This window comes from Candidatus Rhodoblastus alkanivorans (assembly GCF_022760755.1).
GTDB classification, from domain to species: domain Bacteria; phylum Pseudomonadota; class Alphaproteobacteria; order Rhizobiales; family Beijerinckiaceae; genus Rhodoblastus; species Rhodoblastus alkanivorans.
Genome location: NZ_JAIVFP010000002.1, coordinates 63434 through 85269, shown reverse-complemented (window position 1 = coordinate 85269; position 21836 = coordinate 63434). Strand labels below are relative to the sequence as shown.

General features: G+C 59.6%; 18 protein-coding genes. 9 read left to right on the top strand and 9 right to left on the bottom strand.

Annotated features, from left to right (window positions below; translation table 11 throughout):
- Positions 1–382 precede the first annotated feature (382 nt).
- Positions 383–709: a DUF736 domain-containing protein gene (locus K2U94_RS19655; protein WP_243068995.1), complete on the top strand. Its 327-nt coding sequence runs from the start codon at positions 383–385 to the stop codon at positions 707–709.
- Between the two features lie 44 nt (positions 710–753).
- Here K2U94_RS19655 and K2U94_RS19650 read toward each other — a convergent pair whose 3' ends face one another.
- The 5 genes from K2U94_RS19650 to K2U94_RS19630 form a co-directional block, all read right to left on the bottom strand.
- On the bottom strand, positions 754–1266 hold the full coding sequence (locus tag K2U94_RS19650) for a hypothetical protein (protein WP_243068994.1): 513 nt from the start codon (positions 1264–1266) through the stop codon (positions 754–756).
- A 153-nt stretch (positions 1267–1419) separates the two neighbouring features.
- Positions 1420–2316, bottom strand: a complete 897-nt coding sequence (locus K2U94_RS19645; protein WP_243068993.1) for a TniQ family protein — start codon at positions 2314–2316, stop codon at positions 1420–1422.
- A complete protein-coding gene (locus K2U94_RS19640; protein ID WP_243068992.1) occupies positions 2313–3191 on the bottom strand; it encodes a TniB family NTP-binding protein in 879 nt (292 codons plus the stop codon). Before K2U94_RS19640 ends, K2U94_RS19645 begins: the two co-directional genes overlap by 4 nt.
- The gene (locus K2U94_RS19635; RefSeq protein ID WP_243068991.1) at positions 3163–4827 is read right to left on the bottom strand and encodes a Mu transposase C-terminal domain-containing protein; all 1665 of its coding nucleotides are present in this window, start codon (positions 4825–4827) and stop codon (positions 3163–3165) included. The genes K2U94_RS19640 and K2U94_RS19635 overlap by 29 nt, the downstream gene beginning before the upstream one ends.
- Positions 4828–5244: 417 nt before the next feature.
- Positions 5245–5445, bottom strand: a complete 201-nt coding sequence (locus K2U94_RS19630; protein ID WP_243068950.1) for a hypothetical protein — start codon at positions 5443–5445, stop codon at positions 5245–5247.
- Positions 5446–5941: 496 nt separating this feature from the next.
- Here K2U94_RS19630 and repC (K2U94_RS20855) point away from each other — a divergent pair, with 496 nt between their 5' ends.
- The 4 genes from repC (K2U94_RS20855) (at position 5942) to repC (K2U94_RS19615) (ending at position 10470) form a co-directional block, all read left to right on the top strand.
- The gene (repC, locus tag K2U94_RS20855) at positions 5942–6337 is read left to right on the top strand and encodes a replication initiation protein RepC (RefSeq protein ID WP_369334845.1); all 396 of its coding nucleotides are present in this window, start codon (positions 5942–5944) and stop codon (positions 6335–6337) included.
- 491 nt (positions 6338–6828) lie between these two features.
- On the top strand, positions 6829–8016 hold the full coding sequence (repA, locus tag K2U94_RS19625; protein WP_243068990.1) for a plasmid partitioning protein RepA: 1188 nt from the start codon (positions 6829–6831) through the stop codon (positions 8014–8016).
- Between the two features lie 68 nt (positions 8017–8084).
- A complete protein-coding gene (repB, locus tag K2U94_RS19620; protein WP_243068989.1) occupies positions 8085–9080 on the top strand; it encodes a plasmid partitioning protein RepB in 996 nt (331 codons plus the stop codon).
- A gap of 160 nt (positions 9081–9240) precedes the next feature.
- A complete protein-coding gene (repC, locus tag K2U94_RS19615) occupies positions 9241–10470 on the top strand; it encodes a plasmid replication protein RepC (RefSeq protein ID WP_243068988.1) in 1230 nt (409 codons plus the stop codon).
- Between the two features lie 32 nt (positions 10471–10502).
- On the opposite strand, the gene K2U94_RS19610 is transcribed toward repC (K2U94_RS19615), so the two are convergent.
- Genes K2U94_RS19610 through K2U94_RS19600 form a run of 3 tightly spaced genes read right to left on the bottom strand, consistent with a single transcriptional unit; the run spans position 10503 to position 12198 of the window.
- Positions 10503–11441 carry a recombinase family protein gene (locus tag K2U94_RS19610; RefSeq protein WP_243068987.1) on the bottom strand — a complete coding sequence of 313 codons (939 nt, stop codon included), beginning with the start codon at positions 11439–11441 and terminating at the stop codon, positions 10503–10505.
- A gap of 56 nt (positions 11442–11497) precedes the next feature.
- Positions 11498–11935: a type II toxin-antitoxin system VapC family toxin gene (locus tag K2U94_RS19605; RefSeq protein ID WP_243068986.1), complete on the bottom strand. Its 438-nt coding sequence runs from the start codon at positions 11933–11935 to the stop codon at positions 11498–11500.
- Positions 11932–12198, bottom strand: coding sequence for a type II toxin-antitoxin system Phd/YefM family antitoxin (locus K2U94_RS19600; RefSeq protein WP_243068985.1), 267 nt, complete (start codon positions 12196–12198; stop codon positions 11932–11934). Before K2U94_RS19600 ends, K2U94_RS19605 begins: the two co-directional genes overlap by 4 nt.
- 375 nt (positions 12199–12573) lie before the next feature.
- Here K2U94_RS19600 and K2U94_RS19595 point away from each other — a divergent pair, with 375 nt between their 5' ends.
- From K2U94_RS19595 to K2U94_RS19580, 4 genes are all read left to right on the top strand, one after another.
- Positions 12574–14190 (top strand): Mu transposase C-terminal domain-containing protein, encoded by a 1617-nt coding sequence (locus tag K2U94_RS19595; protein ID WP_243068984.1) that lies wholly within the window; start codon positions 12574–12576, stop codon positions 14188–14190.
- A complete protein-coding gene (locus tag K2U94_RS19590; protein WP_243068983.1) occupies positions 14183–15064 on the top strand; it encodes a TniB family NTP-binding protein in 882 nt (293 codons plus the stop codon). The genes K2U94_RS19595 and K2U94_RS19590 overlap by 8 nt, the downstream gene beginning before the upstream one ends.
- Entirely contained in the window at positions 15061–16104 is a 1044-nt protein-coding gene (locus K2U94_RS19585; RefSeq protein WP_336606187.1) for a TniQ family protein, read from the top strand. Before K2U94_RS19590 ends, K2U94_RS19585 begins: the two co-directional genes overlap by 4 nt.
- A gap of 465 nt (positions 16105–16569) precedes the next feature.
- On the top strand, positions 16570–17691 hold the full coding sequence (locus K2U94_RS19580; RefSeq protein WP_243068981.1) for an RHE_PE00001 family protein: 1122 nt from the start codon (positions 16570–16572) through the stop codon (positions 17689–17691).
- A gap of 149 nt (positions 17692–17840) precedes the next feature.
- Here K2U94_RS19580 and K2U94_RS19575 read toward each other — a convergent pair whose 3' ends face one another.
- Positions 17841–21827, bottom strand: a complete 3987-nt coding sequence (locus K2U94_RS19575) for a PIN domain-containing protein (RefSeq protein WP_243068980.1) — start codon at positions 21825–21827, stop codon at positions 17841–17843.
- Positions 21828–21836 lie beyond the last annotated feature (9 nt).

The following is a 21836-nucleotide window of genomic DNA, read 5'->3' as shown; positions in this document are numbered from 1 at the left end:
ATCGAGCGTGGAATTACCGTACCTCCCCGCGGATGGCCACTGTGAAAAGCACAAAGGTCGCCGCCCCTCTCCCATGTTTCCTGTCCATCGACCGCTCCGGAACGGCCTCTTCTGTTGCGCGATTTGGCCGAAGGCCGGCTTCGCCTCGACCGCCTATGCCGCAACGGCGCGTCACGACTTTCTTCCCCTGGGGACCACCCCACGCGGGCCAAGCCGCGCGGGGACCCCGGATCGCCCATTCCTCGCGAGGCAAGAAAGTCGCTCCCCGCCATCCTCCGCTGCGCTCCGGCCCGGATGGGTGCGGCGTCGGTCGCCTCCGGCCGGTCAATCGCCATCGAGGCCGCAACGGTGCGGGCTCGGACCACAAAAACGGAGACTTACAATGGCGACCATCGGCACCTTCAAAAAGACCGCCTCGAATGAATTCAGCGGCGAAATCGTCACCCTCAGCGTCCGGGCCAAGGGCGTGCGCATCGTCCCCGACACCCGCGCCACCGGCGACAACGCCCCCAGCCACCGGGTCATGGTGGGCCGCGTCGAAATCGGCGCCGCCTGGTCCAAGCGCTCCAACGAAGGCCGCGACTATCTTGGCCTCAAGCTCGACGATCCGAGCTTCACCGCCCCGATCTACGCCAACCTCTTCGACGACGAGGACGGCGATGGTTTCTCGCTGATCTGGTCCCGCCCCAGCGGCCGCCGGGCCGACTGAGCCTCAGCACAAGACCCCGGCTAACAAGCCGGGGTCTTCCGCATTCAGCCATTGCAAAATATGTCGGTGCGCTTGATGATTCCGTCGCAAGCAGCCGACGTCTCCCAGTTCTGGGCGCCCAATACCCCGTCGTCTTCGAAGAGGTCGGCGAGGTAGAAAATGGCGGGGCCTCGCCAGGCTTTAGACGTGGCGCGTTGGATCAATGTGAAGAAGGCTTGGTCGGAAACGAAAACGCCGCCGATCGGCAGGACGGAATTGCTATCTTCCACGCCTTGAAGATAGGCCTGAGCCCGAGAGCGCGACCAGTGGTGGCGCAGGACCAGCGAATTTTGGTCGGACGGCGCCAGATGTTCGATGGGTTCGACACAGACAATTCCGGACCGCGAAGACGCCTCGCCGGAGAGAGAAAATTCGACGTGGCTTCCAGCTATCCATTCGCCCGGCGCCGCAGAGATTTGCTCAGCCGGCATGCGTCGCGACAGGCGATAAATTTGAGGGAAATGAAGATTCAGGGGCTTGCAGAAGATCCGACCGCGTTTTCTGACAATGGATTTCAATTCGACTATTCCGCAGGCAGTCCTATCGCCTGAAATCAGTTGATGAAATTGCGTCGCAAAAAACGGCTGTCAGGAGCCACCTTGGAATGAGAATATGAAGATTATTTAGGATTTGGCCATCAATAGCGAGAATTTCGTCCTTCAATATTCTCACTATTGATGGCTCGTGTCGGCGGCCTCGGGCAGTTCGAATTTCGCTTCGCGGCAGAATTTATCGAAGTTTCTCTGGCCCCTCAGAAGGGTCGCCCTGCGCAGCTCCCGAAGCACTGCGGGATTGGCCAAAACGCGCGCCAGCCCCGCGAGCAATGCCGGCCGGAACTCTATGGGAAGCGTCGTGATCGCCGCATGCGTGACGCGCCGCTTGATGGGTCGCGCGCGTGCATCAAAATCTGGGAAAAGCGTGCCCAATACCCATCCGACGACGGGATGTTCGAGATCGCGAGTGATTGGCTTCCAGGTCTGAACCAGCAATAGTTTCAGGATTGCGATCGGCGAGCTTTCGTCGTGTCCTCCGTCCGCGAGATATCGCTCGACAATTTGTTCGCCTGCGATGGCCTCCGACCACAGGTCGTCAAATGGCGTCGTCTCCAAAAGCGTCGCGCGACTGGCGTGATGCTCGTTCGTGTCCGTAAAGGCAAGGCCGCAGGCGGGACACGTAATTCGCCACGCCTTGCTCCAATGTTTTGGAACGGCGCCTTCGGCGCCGTCTTGACCGTAGCGATCCGCGCAGGGGTGGCAGATTTGCGGTCGCCTGCCCCGGCTGATGAGATCGCTAACTTGGCCGTCACTTTTGTCGATATGGGTCATATCGATTAGCGCCGCCGGATCGCAGCGGAACCTTTCCGCCAATAGAGCGACTTGCCCCAAGCCGAGGCGACGGTCGAGCGCCGAGAGTCGAGTGTCGCCCAGGCCGAGCCACTTGGCAAAAAATGGACCCGTTACGCCGTAAAATCGGGCGTGTCGAGCAAGCCAGGACGAGAGCAATTCGTCGCGCGCCGCATTGAGGACGACCGGCAATGGTTTGGCGTTGGGTTCGATCCCGCAGCTCACTGGAAAGCCACCTCGTTTTCCGAAACCGGCTTATATTTCTCGATCGACATGTCAGTGATGCGTTCTTCGCCCGTTTCAATCGCCTGGATCGCGAGGTCGTTGAGCATGCGAAATATGCGGGAGCTGACGCCGCCGCTGAGTTGGAGAACGCAGCGCAGACCCTTCACGGTCAGGACGCTTGGCTCCCGCAAAGGGAGGTTGCGGACGATTGCGAGGACGAGTTGCTCGAACTCTTTGCCTGCGGTCCATCGCGGCAATGTAACGGCGTCGAAGCGGCGCGCCAATTGAACGTCGCCGTTGATGGCGTCTCTCGCCTCCAATATCCCGAAACAGACGAGCGAAACTTTGAGCTCGTTGCTCAGGAATTTCAGGGTGTTCAGGACGATACGCTGTTCCCGCCATGAACCGGCGAGAATATTGTGGATCTCGTCGATGACGAGGATTTGGACGCCAATGTCGCGAAGAATGTTGATGGCGCCCCTCTCCACATCGACGATACTGGCGCGCGGGCTATGGGGCGCATCGACGGCGTCGAGGATTTGTGAGAAGAGCCTTCGTTCGGTGGGGCGCCCGCTCAGCTCGACAACGAGAACTTTGTTGGGATTCGGCGCCCGGTCGGTCCCAGTGCCCGTCGCGCAGTCCGCCATGAACTTGTCCACCAGCATGGATTTTCCCATCCCGCTGTCGCCGTACACGATCAGCGAGGGCATCCGCGTGGTGCGCGGATGCTTGAGCATTTTGCTCAACTGGTCGAGAATCTGGACGCCTTTTGGATAGGCGATCCACCGCTTCGATTGGATATGATAGACCCGCTCGTCAGGTGTGCCGAGAAGGACGTTCGCCGCTTCATCCGTCAGGTGGCTTGGCTTTAACATTAGGTTGCCGGTCCAAAAGCTCCAGTCGGCTTGGTATGCGCGAGTCGATGCCGGTCATCGATCCAGAATCGAAGTCGTCCACCGCTATTTGTGGCCTTGGCGACGTTTTGCGCGCCGCCGCGGTCTTGGCGATTGCATCGGCGACAATTTGGCGTTGGGCCAACGCCGTCCGCATGAGCTGGTCGTTGTCACGCTCTCCCCTGCCCTTCTGTCGCAGCGCTTTCCTGGCCAGCCTCCATTCGCGCAGGCTGATCGCAGGGAACCCAAGATTGCGCGCGCGGGCCTCGATGAAATGGCCCGACGACGGGTGTTGGACGAAAATCCGCGACACATCCCTTGGGTCATACTTGATCAGCAAATCGCCTGCGTGCCTGCCGACCTCGGCCGACAGGGCGTTCGACCAATAGGGGAGATCATGAATCCAGATGCCGTCCGGTCTGAGTTTTCGATACGCGTCAGGCAGGAAAGACACCCAGAAGGTCATTCGGTCCTTTGGCATTCTCAGCGTGGTCGACGCCTCGTGTTCGTCCCAGACCGCAATGGGCGGACGCAGGAGGGCGCTGTGTATTTCCTGATTGTAACGCCCAGCGATTTCCCAGCCCAGGGCGCACTCGAACTCCCGGAACGTCATGGCCGAGAACCGGGCGGAGTCGTTGTCCTGCCGCGCCGTGGAGTTGGAGAAGGTCGTCCCAGGATAAAAGTGCACGCGCCCCATGATCGTGCCGATCAGCCGCTCGATGTGGCCGCCGTAGTACGGCGCGCCAACCGGCCGCCAAATGAGTTTTATGCCCTCCTCCCGGCACGCCCAGGAAAACGCCTTGCTTCTGAAGTCTGCGCCATTGTCGGCATGAAGAGCTTCGGGCAGCCCCGCCACCGGCCAACGCGCGTCGATCGCGTTTTCTTTCAGCCACGCGCTCTTGTCGTAGACCGCGTTGAGCATGCAAAGACCGATGGACACCCGGGATGGCTTATCCATCGACAAATGGAACCCGACCACCATGCGGGTGAAAACGTCGATCGCCAGAGTCACCCAAGGGCGAACGCCCATCGCTTCGCGCGTCGTCTCGTCCACCAGAAAAAGATCAACCTCGGTGTGATCGATCTGCACGACCTCCAAGGGCCGCGAAGCGACGTATTGACCAGGAACCGCCTTCGTGGCCTTGGCGCCTTTGCTGTCTTTGCGTTTCAGCGCCGCCACGCGCTTGTCGATCCGGTCAACCCGCGCTTTGATCGTCCGCCGGTCCGGCGCGGGCAATTCGGCGCGCCCGCATTTCGCCCTCACCTGTTCGATCAAATAAGTCATCGTCGGCCGTTCGGGCTTCAAATAGATTTCCCGAATCGCCTGCGAAATCAGCTTCTCCCGCTTGCGGTCCAACACGAAAGCGTTCTTGCGCCGCCCCCGGCTGCGCGGTTCAACGGAGCTGACGGTTCGCTTCGCCCTGTAAGCTGTGATCAGCCGGTACAGCGTCGCTCGACTGACGCCCAATTCCCAGGCAACCTCATCGACGTCCCCTATCGAAAGGCGCGTGTCGCCGTGCCGCTCCAAAAGGCGGCTGATCGCCTCTTCGCGCCTGCATCCCTCGAGCCATGCGCGCTGCTTTTCGTCATCGTCAAAGACGCGTTCATCGTCGCTCATTCCGGCCACCGAATTTGCTCCAACGTTCGGCGCCAAAATTCTCACAATTGATGGCCAAGTCAACGCAGATTATCAAATTAGATGGATATTCTCAAATATCATGGCGAAGCCTAAACACTTGATTTCGTTGCATTCGATTTCTCACCCCGAGATGTCGCCTGACAGCAGGCCCGACACTAAATCGGCGAATTCCAAGGCGTGGACCCTAAGAGCGACCGAAGCCTCCACGCGCAAACGGCGTGAACTCTCGAAAATTTTGGCAACACGATCAGTGCCGTGGGCAGCAACGTCGAATTCCACGCGTTCAATTTGTGAGCATGAACGATCCTGTTGTCAGGAGCCACCTTGGAATGAGAATATGAAGATTATTTGGGATTTGGCCATCAATAGTGAGAATTTCGTCCTGCAACATTCTCACTATTGATGGCTTGCGTCGGCGGCCTCGGGCAGTTCGAATTTCGCTTCGCGGCAGAATTTATCGAAGTTTCGCTGGCCCCTCAGAAGGGTCGCCCTGCGCAGATCCCGAAGCATGGCGGGATTAGCCAAAACGCGCGCCAGTCCCGCGAGCCATGCGCGCTGCTTTTCGTCATCGTCAAAGACGCGTTCATCGTCGCTCATTCCGGCCACCGAATTTGCTCTAACGTTCGGCACCAAAATTCTCACAATTGATGGCCAAGTCAACGCAGATTATCAAATTAGATGGATATTCATAAATATCATGGCGAAGCCTAAACACTTGATTTCGTTGCATTCGATTTCTCACCCCAAGATGTCGCCTGACAACAGGCGTTCCAACATGGGCGTCTTGCGGCTCGAGTCGCTTGCCGCTTGTTATTCTGCCGGCAATCGTGCGCCGCGTGATTGTGTTCGCAGATCCCGACAAGCCTGGTCGTGAGGCTCCCGAACATTTCCGCGAACGCCATCCCGAACTTGAGAACGTCGAAATTCGGACGCCTGACGGGTCCGATGATTACGCCGCGATTTATGCAAAACAGCGCCTCGGCTAACCGGGTAACCGCTGCCGTTAGCTTCAAATATCAGTGCGATCGCCGGATCATCGCGTATTGCGAGGAAAATAGGACGCGCCTTTGGCGCGAGGTCCTCCGATAAAGAAGTGGGGAGCGGCGTTCGATGTAACGAGCGAGAGGAAAACCGCGAAATTCCTCTCGCCCTCATTCATCAGGCGGGTCCTTCGCTCACTGAGTTTTGCGGCATTGTCCGGTCTCAAACCCACATCATCGAGGCCGGCAGGACGCTTCGACCGAGTTTCGGCGCCAGCCCCGACGCCTGGAACGAAGGTGCGCGATTAATCGGCCAATATCGGGCTGGAATCGTCTCCATCTATGTCCACCAGCTTGCTTGCGACGACGAACAAAAAAATGGTCCGCGCGGACGAGAAACCCGTGGAAAATTTGGGGGCGTTTTCAGATCTTTGATCCGGCACACCGCTGACGGCCAGTTCGACATCTTCCCGTCGCTTTCCGCTATGCGGCGAAAGCGAATGTCCTGATGAAATGTAATTTTCCGGTGCGAGCGCGACAAGCTTCCCGTTATTCTGTCGAGGGTGGGCGGGCCGTAACTCTGGCAATCTAGGCAGTTGTCGGGCGCGGATATCAGCGCCCGGCCAACCGAACGGCGACAGCCAGGGCGGTCTCAGTTGCCGTGGCAAACTTTTGCGGAACATCTCGCCACGGGTTGGATGTTGACCGCCGTCAAAACAATAGAAAGAGAACGCTGTTTCAATATGTTAAACGGATGTTGGACGTTCAAACCTTTGTGGTGGCAAGGATGGAGCGAGACCAGGCCGAAGGAGCATGTCATCGTTTGCTGGATAGGGGGCTGAGATTGGCAAATTCATATCAATCGGCGTTGATCTGCCGCCCTCTATTTCCATTAACTTTCCATTAACCTAATATTTCTTGCCAACAGAAGAGAATCGGAGATACTGGCGCCAATACCGCCCTATCGGCTCAATTAGCGCCAGGATCTCTGAAGGTCGTCATGCTTCCTCTCCCTTCTTTTGAATTTGACGATACGATCCTTGCCCAGGGCGCGGAAATTTCGCGCAAGCTCGATCAGTTGCGGCAGGAAAAATTTCCGCCCGACGCCAAGAAAACGCTTCGCCGCTTCCCCATGGCTGAAGTCGCCCATTATCTCGGGGTCAGTCCCAATAACCTGAAACGGCTTCACCTTGAAGGCAAAGGACCGGAACCGCTGGTCGTTGCGGGCGGCCGCCGATTGTACGACGCGGCGCAGATGATCGAACTTCGGCATTATCTCGACAAGAATGGCCGCTCCGACGCCCGAAAATACGTTCCGCACCGAAAAGGCGATGAAAAACTTCAGGTCATCGCCGTCGCCAATTTCAAAGGAGGGTCAGGCAAGACGACCACGGCGGCGCATTTGGGGCAACACCTCGCGCTGACAGGCCACCGTGTTCTCGCCATCGATCTCGACCCGCAGGCGTCGCTCTCGGCCCTGCACGGCTTTCAACCGGAAATCGACCGCGATCCCTCGCTTTATGATGCCCTTCGCTACGACGAACAGAGAAAATCCATCAAGGATATCATTCTGAAGACCAACTTTCCGCTGCTCGATATTATTCCGGCCAATCTGGAGCTGCAGGAATATGAATACGAGACGCCACTTGCGATGCAGACCTCGCAGGAAGGTAAGCGATTTTTCACGCGGCTAGGCAATGCCCTCGCTGATGTTGATGGGCGCTATGACGTCGTGGTGATCGATTGCCCACCTCAGCTGGGCTATCTCACGCTCACTGCATTGACGGCGGCTACTTCCGTTCTGATCACGGTTCATCCGCAAATGCTCGATCTGATGTCCATGAGCCAGTTTTTGCTGATGCTCGGCAATATCACAAAGACGATCAAACGCGCAGGCGCCAACGTGAGAATGGACTGGCTCCGCTATCTGATCACACGCTACGAACCCACAGATGTGCCGCAGGTGCAGATGCTGGGCTTCATGCAATCGATGCTGACCGAGGAAATTTTAAGAAGCCCGATGGTCAAGTCGACCGCCATTTCCGATGCGGGCCTGACCAAGCAGACCCTCTATGAGGTCGAAAAGGCTAATTTCAATCGCGACACATATGATCGCGCGATCGAATGCATGGACGCTGTGAATTTTGAAATTCAGGGCCTGATCCATCGCGCATGGGGAAGGCCCTAATGTTGACTGCCGTCAAAACGTCCAAAAGCCGACGCTCATTCAATATGTTAAGCCGATAGGAGATGCGGATGGCCCGTAAAAACCCTTTCGCCAATGTGCTCGCCGACGACAAGCCAGAGCATCCGCAGCCCGTATTGGAATATGCGGCAAGAGGGGCTTCGAAATCGATTCTTAGCTCCATTGGAGAGATGGCGTCGCGCGCCGACAAGCTCATCGAAGGGGAAACGATTGTTGACCTCGATCCAGCCATCGTCGACGTCTCGTTCGTTCAGGACAGAATCGATTCTGACGAGGAGGAATTCGCCGAATTGCTGGCGGCGATCCAGGACCACGGGCAGGATTCGCCTATCCTCGTGCGCCCCCATCCTTCGACGCTGTCGCGCTACATGGTGGTGTTTGGCCATCGTCGGCTGAAGGCCGCAAAATTGCTCGGCCGCAAAGTACGCGCCGTTGTCAAAGAGATGAAAGACGCAGAGCACGTTGTCGCGCAAGGCCAGGAAAATTCCGCCCGCGCGAACCTGTCGTTTATCGAGAAGGCGTCTTTTGCGGCCCGCCTCGTCCGGCTGCACTACGATGATGACAACGCCCTCGTTCTAAAGGCGCTTGGTATCGATCGCGCCACGCTCTCCAAAATGCTTTCCGTAGCCGCGCTGCCGGAGAAAATCCTTGGAGCCGTCGGCGCCGCGAAGGGGATAGGCCGCGATCGCTGGTATGAGCTGAAATTGCTGCTTGAGAAGCCTTCTCATCTGGACAGCGCGTTGAGCTTTATCGATGGGGATGATTTTACTGCGCTGACGAGCGACCAGAAATTCAATGCATTGGTCGCCAGAATAAAATCGATCAAAAAAGGCCCACACGCGCAAAGCGCTTCGGCTAAGCGAAGCTGGGCACCGTCGGATGGAGCCCTTACCGCTGAAATGACGAGTGAAGGAAAGCGATTCATTCTGGCGATCAAGGCCAAGGAGCCGAGTGCTGGTGCTTTCGGAGATTATTTGTCGGCGCATCTCTCTCGAATTTACGAGGAGTTCCGGCAAGACGCGACTTCAACAATGAACGGAGATTAACCCCGCAAAAGAAAAAGGCCACCGAAACAGCGTCCCGGAAGCCCTTCTCAATCCTAAGCAAGTTGAGATTCCCACTTCCGCGAATCATTGTCAAGAGTCTCGCGAGAGGCTGACGCCGTTTCGGCGAGCGGATTTCTTTTGCCAGATGAGGGCAAAAGATATGGAACCACATACCTCCACGACGCCCTTCGGGCGGCGATCGCTAACGCTCGCCCATGTGGCCAACCAAGCGATTGCAAAAACGCGCCTGCCCGAAAAGGTGGTGCACAAATGGAAAGTATTTCGGGCGATCTGCACGGCTAAGGCTCGCATCGGCGTATCCGAGCGGGCGCTTGCCGTGCTCGATGCGCTTCTGTCGTTTCATCCCGAAACGGCGCTGACCGGAGATGCCTTGATCGTCTTCCCGTCGAACCAGCAGTTGTCGCTGCGCGCGCACGGAATGGCGCCGGCAACGCTGCGGCGTCATCTCGCGTCGCTCGTGGACGCCGGCCTCATTGTCCGGCGCGACAGCCCCAATGGCAAGCGCTATGCGCGAAAGGACAGGGAAGGGGAGGTGGAGATCGCCTTTGGCTTCGACCTTTCGCCGCTTGTGGTTCGATCCGAGGAATTCGAAGCCTTGGCTGAAGAGGTCAGCGCCGAAGCGCGGGCGCTGAAACTCGTCCGCGAGCGCATCACGCTCTGTCGGCGCGACATTGCCAAGATGATCGCGACCGGCATCGAGGAAAGCGTGCCAACACGCCAAGCAGGGCAGGGGCTGGCCAACTGGGACGAGGTTCACACGCTCTATCGCGGCATAGTCGAGCGGATTCCGCGCACGGCGATGCGAGACGAACTCGCGCCGATCGCCGATGAGCTCTCGATGCTCGCCGACGAAGTGCTCACGTTGTTGGAAACTCATATTAAATCTGAAAATTTAAGCGGCAATGAGTCTCAAACTGAGCGGCACATACAGAATTCAAATCCAGACTCTCTTATTGAACTTGAACGTGGCTTTCCGAAAAAGCAGGGGGCAACGGTCGAGGCAAATCCGGAACCGCGGAGGATGCCGGAAGGATCCTACCCGTTGGGGATGATCCTGGACGCTTGTCCCGACATCGTCGATTACGCCAAAGGCGGGATTTCAAACTGGCGCGACTTCATGGCCACAACCGCCGTGGTTCGCCCAATGCTCGGCGTCAGTCCAAGCGCCTGGGAGCAAGCGCAGGCCGCGATGGGCGAGGTTCAGGCGGCGATTGCGGTCGCCGCGATCCTGCAAAAGGGCACCGCGATCAACAGCGCCGGCGGCTATTTGCGAGAACTTACGCGCAAGGCGGAGGCTGCGGAGTTTTCGATTGGTCCGATGTTGATGGCGCTGATCGGCGCCCGGAAACGCGACAAGAAGACGGCGTGACGCATGCACACCGGGTTCGACTATCAGAGTTTTCATTCTTCGAGATTCGGGGCGGTCGGAGCCAGGCCAAGCTTGGCCGCCTGGTCGAGCAGGTTTTTGACTGACGACGCAGCCCATTGCCGGCCCCCGCGGGGTGTGCGCTCGCGCATGGCCTCGAGTTGGGCGCCGATCGCGCGCAGCGGCATGTCGGGATTGGCCATGGCGATGCCGGCGACCAGTATCATCAGCCGGTCTTCTGGCGCTCTGCGCGGGCTTCGCTCCAACAGTTTTGGGTCAGCCAGGCGCTCGCGAACCGTTCGGCGCACGGCGCGGCGGAGACGCTCGACCGTCCAGAGAACGCCGGTCTCCATGTTCAGCACGCGAACGACGTCTTCCCACGGGCTAGACGGCCGCATCCGGCGGACGGTCGGAAGCCAACGGTCCATTGACGCGATGACGTCGCCAGTGAAGACACGATTGCGCGCCTCCGCAGCCTTGCGAATGGCGGCCGGGTCCTTGGCGCGCAATCCGGGATTGCCCGGCAGTTTGCCGCGCGCGCGCGCGGCTTTGATTCCAGCTTTCGTTCGTTCGGAGATCAGGGCGCGCTCGAGCTGGGCGACGGCGCCGAGGACTTGGAGCGTGAACATGCCCTGCGGCGTCGATGTGTCGATAGGATCGCGCAATGATCGAAAATGCGCGCCCTTCGCTTCCAGGCGTTCGATCACTTCGAGCAGATGGCTAACGGATCGCGCCAGACGGTCGAGGCGCACGACGACGAGGACGTCGCCAGCGCGGATCTCGCGCATTAGCCGGGCGAGTTCTGGACGCGCGCGTGAGGCGCCGGAGCCATGCTCCTGGTAGAGCGTCGCGCAGCCGGCGGCGCGCAGCTCGTCGGTCTGGGCATCGGTCGCCTGATCCTCGGTCGAGACGCGGGCGTAGCCCAGAAGGCGGCCAGAAGGCCCGTGTGTGGATTTTGACGGAAGCTTCGTCACCTTTGTGTGGTCAGCTCCATTGAGGTGTCCGATCCGATTGTTGATGGTGGCCGCCTTCAATCGGTCTTGGCGATTGGCGTCCAGGGATTGAGAAGGGATACTTCGAACGGCGCAAAATCCTTGATATTGCGCGTCACGAGTGTCTTGTCGTGGACAAGGGCCGTTGCTGCGAGGAATCCGTCCATCGCATGCAGTACCGTCCCCTGTCGCTTGGCCGTCGCCATCAATTCCCCCCACATGTCGGCGACCGGCGCGGTGACATCGACGATCCGGCCGGCGAATCTTTCGCGCAAGTCCAGGCGAAGCCAAGCGTCGAGCGCGGATTTTGCGCGTCCGTCCGCCTTGAGCGCTACGCCTCGGCGCAGCTCACCCAATGTGATGACGCTGACGAAGAGGCGATCCTCGTCGGTCTCGTGCAGGAATGAAACGACTCGCGGATCGGGATTTGGTCTGGTGAGTTCCGAAATCACGTTCGTGTCGATGAGGAAGCTCACAGGTCGATTTCTCGCGCATCGTCCTGCGACCGCTCAATGTCGAGATCGGCGCCTCGCAATGGAGAATTGAGCAGGAATTCCGCGAGCGAGCCGGACCGCGTGGTCTTGCGCTCCCATTCCTCCACGGAGACGAGGACGGCCGTCGATCGGCCGTTCTTCGTGATCGTTTGCGGGCCTTCCCGGCGCGCTGACTCGATGAGTTCAGACAACCGAGCTTTGGCGTCGGCGACCGTCCAGTGATGGTTGGCGTGCGCCATAAGCATCCTCCAAAAATGGTCATTATAACTATCATGACCATATCGTGAAGCGCAGCCGCCTTCAAGGGCGCATTTCTTTGAAATGTGTTGCTGCGAGTGCTGACGCCATGGGCTGGTGGCTCAAGTTAGGGCATTATAAAACGGTGCGCGCGCAACGGCGCACGTGGTCAAGCAGGTTTCGGACGAATTCGAATCTGTCGATCGGATCGACATGAGCCGGAAACGTTGTCGGATTGCCAGGGTTATTGAGATTGGCGACCTTGGGATTTCAAAGCCTTAGACTTGGCGCATTTGTGAGATTGATTCGGGGTTATTGAGACTGGCCTCGGAACTGATTCGGAATTTATGAGACCAGCTTGCAGCCGCATGGCGAGGCTGTCCATGGATTACAGCAGTGTGGACCATGAAGCCTGGATGGAGGCGCAACGCCGGGCAGAAGTTCTGTCGCGATTGCCAGATCGGCCATCGGCGGGTGAGATCCGGCATGCAATGACGGTTCTCGGGGTTAGCCGGGCGACCTTGTTTCGCTGGCTGAAACGATTTCGTGCGGACGGTCGAGTCAGCACGCTCCTGGCGCGCCGCCCTGGGCCGAATTCCGGGATGCAGCCGCTGGCGCCAGCGGTCCAGTCGATTGTCGAATGGCATTTCCGGGATTTTTACGCGACGCATCGGCGGCCAACGCAAACGCGCTTTTGGCGCGAAGTCGCCGCTGATTGCCGCCGGGCGGGGCTGTCCGCGCCCTCGATTCGTCGGCTTGGGCGCTGGCTTGCCAGCCAGAATCCGGGCGAACTGCTTCGTAAGCGAGAAGGCAAAGACAAGTCGGACCCTGTCTTTCTGGCGACGCCCGGAACGCTTGAAGCCGCCGCGCCGCTCAGCATTGTCCAGATCGATCACACCAAGGTGGACGTCACGGTGGTCGATCCGGTGAGCAGGCTTCCGCTGGGCCGGCCAACGTTGACGCTCGCCATTGATGTCAACACACGCATGGCGATGGGATTCCACCTCTCGCTGGAGCCGCCTTCGTTGCTGTCGGTGGCGCTATGCCTGACTCACTCAGTCATGGACAAGACCAGTTGGCTCGCCGCTCGTGCGATTGCGGCGGATTGGCCTGCACATGGGATTCCGAACACCATCCACGTCGATAATGGCGCGGAGTTTCATGCGCTTGCCTTCGAGCGGGCCTGCGCCGAATACCGGATTGATCTCGCCTACCGTCCTCCCGGAACGCCTCGCTTTGGCGGACACATAGAACGGTTGATCGGGACGATGATGGGGGCCCTTCATCTCCTTCCAGGTTCACATTTTTCGAACGTTCGTGAGCGCGGAGCGCTCAATCCCGAAGCGCATGCGGCGATGACGTTGCGTGAACTGGAAACCTACCTCGCGCTTGAAATCGTCGGCGCATACCACGCACGGATTCACAAGGCGCTTGATATGCCTCCCGTCGCGGCGTGGAAGGCGCGCATCGAAACGGTGGCAGTCCGGGCGCCCGCCGATCCGAGGCAGTTTCTGATTGACTTCTTGCCTGCCGAGAAGCGCCTCTTGCAACGCGACGGGCTACACCTCTTCCACATCCGCTACTGGTCGGACGAGCTCCGCCGGCTCATGGGCCGCAGCGAGGAAAAATTTACGATCAAGTATGATCCGCGGGACCTTTCCGTGGTGTTTGTCGCGACGGGGCAGGGATATTTTGAAGCCAGACCAGCCGACCTGACGCGGCCTGCTATCGCGCTGTGGGAACACCGGGCAGCGCTGCGCGCCCTGCGGGCGGCGGGTCGCAAGGCCGTCGATGAGGAAATCATCTTCGCCACCATTCTTGCCCAGCGCGACTTGGTGGACGAAGCCATCCGTGCAACCAAGGCGACGCGCATGGACACGGCGCGGCGCGCGCGTGCGCCGGAAATCAGAATAATCGACGTTTCGCCCAATCTCGAGCAGCCGAAGGACGATTCTTCGCGGCTGTTGCCCTATTTCGAGGTGGAGGAATGGGATGATTGACGATTTCGGACATCTCTTTCCCGCCAGCCGGCCAACGGCGGCGCTGGGCGCCGAGGAACGCATCCGCAAAATTCGCGCTGACCGCTGGATCCGCTATCCCCGGGCGCAGCACGCGCTCACCAAGCTCGAGGAGCTTATCGCGTTTCCGCAGCGCGCTCGCATGCCCAATCTTTTGATTGTGGGCGCGAGCGGCATGGGCAAGACGATGATTGTCGAGAAATTTGCCCGCGACCACCCGACGCATTTTGACGCAACGAAGGGCGTCGAGCATATGCCGGTCATCGTCGTGCAGATGGTCTCGGGACCCGACGAGGCGCGCTTCTACAAGCGGCTTCTGGCCGCGATCGGGGCGCCGGAGCCGCCTCGGGCGACACTTGGTCGGTTGGAAAGCCTGGTGCTGCGCCTCTTGATCGAAATCCAGCCCAGGGTTCTCGTCATCGATGAGGTCCACAGCCTGCGGGCGGGCACGGTGCGCGAACAAGCGCGATTCCTGAACATGCTTCGCTTCCTGGGAAACGAACTGCGGATCCCGCTCGTATGTGTCGGCACCCAGCAGGCGCGCAACGCGCTTCGAACCGACGAGCAGCTGGTGCGTCGCTTCGAGGCCTTTACCCTCCCGCCGTGGCGAAACGACGAGGATTTCGCCGGGCTGATCGGCAGTCTGCTGCGCACGCTGCCGCTCCGCCGGCCAAGCGAAATCAACGATCGCGCGCTCAAACGCATCGTCGAGGCGACGGGCGGAATCACGGCGGGAATATTCTCGCTGATGACGAAACTCGCCATCGCCGCGCTCGAAAGCGGCGAGGAACGCATCCTTGGCGGCAATGTCGAGGATCCTCGAATCCTGTCGCCGTTGCTGGGAGAGCCGGTGTGAGCGGCAGGCCGCCAATCAAGCGATGGCCGGTCGCGCCACGCCCCGCGCCCGGCGAACGGCTGTCGTCGTGGCTTGCGCGCTTGGCGAGCCTCTACGAGACCACAACCTCCGGCCTTCTCGATCATTGCGGTCTCGCCGGGAAACGCGCGACAACGCTCGAACGGGGTTTGCAGGACACCGAAAGCCTATTGCTCGCCGCGCGCACCGGGCTGACGCCCGCAGCCCTTGATGCGATGACGTTCCGGGAAATCGCCCCGTACGCCCAGTTCTTGATTTCCACCAAGACTCGGTTCCTCTGTCCCGAATGCGGCGCCAGCCCGGCGATCCGCCGGAAAGATGCAGCGTTGCCCTGGTCTTTCTGGTGCTCCACGCATGAAAACAGGCTGCGGTCGCCGGCCCGGCGCATTTTGAGGGCGCTGCTGCCGGGCGGAACGCCTGATCTGCTTGATCGCCTGGCCAGGCGCGGCTCAGCTCGGCTTGGGGCCTGGGCCGAGGACAGGGACGATAGCTTGCCGTCAGTCCCCGATCTGGTGCAATTCCTGACCATACGGCATCGCCGCATGGCGCCGCCGTCCCTCGATGAGCCGCCGGTGCTCCCGCAGTCGGCGCAGGGCGACAATCAAGTCATTCAACGGCCAGTTGCCCGCCAGGCGCTGCTTGTCGTCGTGCCGGAATACGATCGCGTCGCGCCGCTGCTCGATAAGCCGGCCTCCCCTGCGCTAACCGAGCTCGCTCGAGGCTCGATTCTGCGGAATTATGCCCTGGCGATCGCCATCGCTCGCCTGGCGGACGACCCCGCAGCACACGCCGCTCGGGTCATTGCGGCCAGTGACGCCGAGGGGGAAGCGCGCGTGCACGAGGCCTTACGGCCGTGGCCGTCCGCACTGCGTCGGCAAGTTTACACCCACCTTCAACGCCTTCGCGCGGCAGGACCCGTGCTGTCGGCTGGAGCCGGAACGTCACGCCGCGGGTCGTCAGAGGCTCTGTCTTACAAATTACGCTCGGCCCAGTCTCATAATCGCGCTCCGGGAGTCTCATAATTACGCGCGAAACGCCGCCCAAGGCGTGGAATCTCACAAATTCCGGCTCGCCGACAAAGGCGGTATTTGAGGCGTTTGTACAATATCGGAAGTTGTTAGCAAACGGCCGTTTGCAGGCGTCGTTCATCGATCCCCACGGCGGGCCATAGAGGCCGATTCAGCGCTTCGGATGGGCAAGACAGGCTCGGCGCGTTGCAGGCGCCCACAGGCTTTGAAAGCGGAAAGCCAGGATTATAAGGGCTTCTAGCCGGAAAAACGCGTCGCGTGTGGCTGGCTGGGCCCTCCGCCGAGGGAAATAATGCCAGGCCTATCGTTCCGTCGATTGATCCTCCCAATGCCCCTTGGAGGCTTCGGAGAGCTATCCCTGTCGATAGTGAGACGACGCGCTAAACAGTTGCGCCTATGACGGAAGTGAAAGCTATGTTAGCTTCGGTATAGCGAAATATTCTCAGGAAACACAGGCGCGTGAAAGCCGACGCAAAAATCGTCGAAAGGCTCGATTGGGCGAAAATCAATGCCCCTCTGGCTCTGGCCGAAGACGCGCTTGCCCGGCTCGACGAGCGGCTGCGGGCGAGTCCGATCCGGGAGGGGTGGGTTTCGCGCACGCATTTCTCCGACGCCTGCGCCTCGCTGTGGATCGAGGGCGGGCTGGCGCATCTCGAAGACCTCGTCCTGCACGACGCCCAGATGGACGCCCGCGCCCCGACCGCGGAAATTATCCGCGCCGGCCGCGTGCTCGGCGCGCGCCGGCGAATCCTCTCCATGGCGCCGGGCTGGGCGCTGTCGGCCGAAGGCCTCGCCGCACTGCGCGGCGGCGCGTTCTTGCCGGAAGGGGAGGGGAGGGCCGAGACTCCGTCGGAGAGCGACGAGGCGGACGGGGAGGGGCCCTGGCTCGACGACGGCGATCCGGACTCGGACGATCCGCTCGCTGCCGAATTGGCGGCGCTCGACGCCGCGCTCGCCGGCGCCGCGCGCGCGCTCGAACGCAAGCCGGCGCTCGATCCGGAGGAGCGCGATCCTTTGGTTTACGATCTCGACTGGGACGAGGATGAGCGGATGGAGCAATGGCGGGAAGCGGTCGATCAGACCTCCAGCCTGCCGCCGACCCTCGCGGCGGCGATGCTCGCCGCTCTTTGGGACGACATCGAACCGCTGCAGCACGCGCCCTGGTTGGGGCGGCTGCTCGCGGCGGCGCTGTTGCGCCAGCGCGGCAAAACTAGGAGCCATCTGCTCTGCGTGAACTCCGGCGCCCGAGCGGTCCCGCGGCTGCGGCTCAAACAAGGGGATTCGACCTCGAAAATCCTGTACTGGCTGGCGTCGATTCTGGCCGCCGCCGAACAGGGGCTGAAGGATCACGACCGCTGGCTGTTGGCGCGGGCGTCGCGCGCGGGAAAACTTAAAAATCGGAGGGGGAGTTCGCACCTGCCGCAGGCGTTGGATCTAGCTCTAGCGAAGCCGATCGTCACCGCAGAGCTGCTGGCGCAGGAGCTCAAGGTTTCGGCTCGGGCCGGACAAAACCTCATCGTCGAACTGGGGTTGCGCGAGCTTACCGGGCGGCGGCGCTATCGCGCCTGGGGCATTCTGTGATCCCGTGGCAAGACAAAAACGATAGTCGGTTGTGATGCCAACGGCCCAATCCGACGACTTCAACACTCAAGGAGGGCGATGAGGCCGGCACGAGAAAGTCGGGACGGGTCGCGCCGGCGCTCTTGTGATGCAGATTCAACATGCCGCGTCTAATAGCCAAATGGCCACGAAGTCGAAGCTAGCGCTGAATGGCTTCGCTTTCTTGAATAAATGCGGATTTGCAAGGTCGCCTGAAACGCAATGAGATCGCACTCAGCGGCGGCAAGCTTAGTGATAGGCAGGAAATGTCCGATCACCCACGAATCGACATATTGTTGCAGCCGCCAATCTGCTCCGTCCTTCACAAAAGCGAGAGCAAGTGGCCATTCAATAGCGTGATGGGTGGTCAGGCGGTGCAATACCAGAGCCGTCGCACGCATTGCTTTAAGCGACACGGCAGCCTGGGCGCTCCAAAGCCTTTGAAGAAACGTCGACGCAACAATCAGGTGGGACTTCATGTCGGCGGTCTTGGTGCCGATAAAAGCAGCTGCGGAACGAAATAGATCCAGAGTTTCAGTAGTGTCGGCGAGAAAAATCTCGGCAAGAGTCTCTGGTTCGAGAGCCAGATGGCTGTGTTGCCGCAACGCAAGTTTGAGCGCAGCGTCAGCATATCTTTCACGCGAAATCATTCCTTGATCGCGGGCGAAGGCGAGAACCGGCTGGAGCCAGGTTCCTTTGGCGGCGACAGCTTCTTCTGCGACTTGGCGATAATACATGTCTTCGGACAGCAGTACGATGCCATCGGCGGCAAAATTGGCCGCATCAAGCACATGCGGTCCGAAGGTTTCAGTCAAAATGGCCGCAACCTCTGAAGGGTCATCCGGCGCGTCGCTGGGCGCAACTTGACAACGCGCCTCGAGTTTTTTGATCTGATCGCCGATGAAACGATAACGCGCCTCTATGTCCTCCTTCGTGAATTCTTGTCTGAAATATTGCCCGTCGTGCCACGCGATGGTCATCGCTCGACCTGCAGGGCGGTCATTTTTCGCTTGAATTAGGCGCAAATCATCGAGAACGGATTGCGGGACAATGAGCCTTCCGAAGACGGCGACGAGAACATCAAGTATATCCATCGTCGCCGCAGTCCACGCGGTATATGTATCGAGAACGGCACCGTTCGTGCGATTTTGTATGATGATGTTGAGCGTGGCAAGTCGCTCGGGAACGGTTCCGACGCACACTTCAATGTTGCGGTCGAGCGTCCTAACATAGTCCGCGAAACTAATAACATCTCTCCCGACCGCGGCGGCGGCGAGAGCTAATGGGAGATGTTGAGCCAAATAGAGATCGGCTAGTTGTCTGTTCGCCTCGGATACCCGTCGCACCTCATCGAGCGCGGGTTGGATGTCGCCGTCGCGGATCGAAAATTTATGAATGCCCGTCAACTCTGGAAACCGGGTTTGAAAATTCTCCATCACGTCGTGCAGCGCATGCAGATATTTGTGCTTTATTTCGGCAACCCGCCATGTGGTATCGCCTCCAATGGCTTTTTTCTGCTCGAAGGAAGCGTCGACCTCCAATCCGATCGCCGCTGCGGCGATCGGATGTTTTGGGCTCAAAATACCGTCCGCCGGACGATCAACGCCATCCTCAATGATAAATCGAAACGTTTCTCCGTTGACGCCTTCCAAGCGGACCCAAGCGTCGACACCGACCCGGGTTGTTGGCGGGATGACACGGGAATCCGGATCGGCCATTAATAGGCCAAAATAGCGAAGTGCCGCGTCGGGGTCGTTCGGCGCTGACGTCAAAGTTGCGTAAGCGAAGGCAAGGGCGCGCTCTTTTTGGCCCGCCGCCAGGAGCGCCTGAGCCAAGTGCATTTTCTGGCCTGGCGTGCCTTGCAGCGTTGCAAGTTCGAGCGTTTCCAGGATTGGTAAGATCTTCTCCGCTTGTTCGGTTCGGCGAAGAATGGCGAAAAGGGCGAGATAGTTGGTCAGGTTATGGCCAACATCGATCGCTTTGCGAAGATCGGCCTCCGCCTGTTTCAGCGCGCCGCGATTGAAATGCATCAGTCCCGAAGCGTGGAGGTAGAAGGGGAGGCTCCCGATCGATTGAGGTAGGCGTTCGAAGAAGCGGGTGGCGCGTTTACGTATCGGCAGGTCGTTTACGAGCGCGGTCGCGAGGGTTCGAAGCTCGCGGCTGTCGCGCTCTTCACCGACTTGTCCGTCAAGCAAATCTGCTACCGATTTCCAGTCGCCGCGTTTCGCGCCGTGCATCGAAACCATGAGGCGGGAGGCGATATGGCTGTTGGCGTCGATGTTCCTTAGCGCGTTCTTGTAAGCTTCGTCGGCGATTGCTTCAAAGCCGAACGTCATTGCGAAGTCAGCGGCGACGATGCTCGCTCTCGGGTCATCCGCGGCGTTGACCGTGGCGAGGTGGATTTCCTCCTCGACATTTTTGGCGCCGGCAGCTTTCAGTTCTGCTAGCTGGCCCGCTGTCGTGACCAAAGCGCGCTCGACCTCGGGGATCTGATCACGATGCGTTTGGCAAATCTCGGCTACCTTCGCCCAGTCGCTGTGGTGCGCATGAAAGCGAAAGGCAAGAATCACGGATTCCGGACTAGACGGCAGCTTCGGCAGCAACTCACGCGCTAACTGATCGTCGACGCCGTCGATCGCCGCCGCCATGGCCCTCTCGACGAGTTCGGAGTTGTCGGGCGAAAGCGCCAGGCCTTGCCGCGCAATCTCAATGGCTTTAGCAAAATCTTCCAAAGCGAAGAAAGCGACTACGAGATTGCTGCAGAGCGTAATGTGCTCAGGACGAACGATTGCTTCGCTGACGCGCGCTCTATCCCAAAGCGAAAGCAGCAGAGATGTCGCGGCCATGAGCCGGCCACGTTCACCGGGACCAAACAGACGCTTTCGCTGGTAATGCGGATCGCGCAGGATCTGGTCAAGGTCGGCTTCGGCGGCAAATTGTTGGGCAAGCGGGTCTTCAGGATGCGCATCACGGGCTTCCCGAGCTGCTTGCCACCAATCAAGGTTTCGGCCTCGGTGCTGCAAGAACGCTATTCGGCCGACGGCGACGGCCGCTGATGATTTGACGTCGCGAGGCAATAGGGTCATTGGTTCGTCGATGGCTTCGTCGAAGCGGGCCGCCTGCACGAGATAGCCTGCAACGCCCTCATTCGTCGGATCTACGCGCAGTGCGGCTTCGCCAAATTCCATAAGCTGGCGCCAGTTTCCCTGAAGGAGTAGCGACAAAGCCTTGTTGGCGACGGCCTTGGGCTCGGTCGGCGCATGGTCAAAGGCGTCGGCGAGGAGCTGGGCTGCTTTGGCGTCTTCGCCCAACGCCAGGAGGCAGCTCCCAATATTGGCCTTGATGCGAAACAAAATTCTGCCGGATGCTGAAATTGCAACGCGGTCTCGAAGTTTTTCTAGGAGCGACAGCGCGGTGCGGGGTTTGCCGGTATTCGCTAGGTCACGAAATTCATCGATTTCCGCATCGAGGTGGGCTTCGAGCACGTTTGCAGCGACCGTTGCGTCGCTGGGATGCGCAATAAGCGCCCGGTCGACAATCTGCGCTAGGGAGGAATTGATCGCTGAGAAACCTAAGGCAAGATCGTTTTTGATGTCGACTTGCAAGTCGACTCCTTCGGTCACTTTTTCGAGGATCTGCTCGCTGAAGACGCCGTGGCCGGGATCGAAGGCTTTGAGGGCGTCGGCGTGTTCGCTGATTCGCTCCTCGAGCGTGTTCCAGCCCCAGACATGAATGAGGAGACGTCGACCTTTCGCGATCAGATCAACTGCCAGCTCGCGAGCGAGCTGCTGAAGGTCGACGTCGTCTGGCGATGTGGTGACGATGAAATATTCGCGCAGTTCTGGACTAAAGGTGAGAGCCTTGGTGAGTTCGTCCCGAACCTCTTTCTCCGAGAGCTCATGGCCGGCGCCCTTGAGCTTGCATTGGATGCCGACGAGATGAGCCGGATCGCCATTCCTTATCCCCACCAGGTCGACACCGTTTTGCCGTTGGCCTCTGCGACCGTGTCGCGAAACATTCGGGTCGCCAAGAAGGCAGCGAAAAAGCACAACCGAAGCCCGCTCGAAGGCTTGTTCGTCGGCCGGTTTTGGAATTTGTGTCGCGGCAAGTGCAGACATTGATGATAA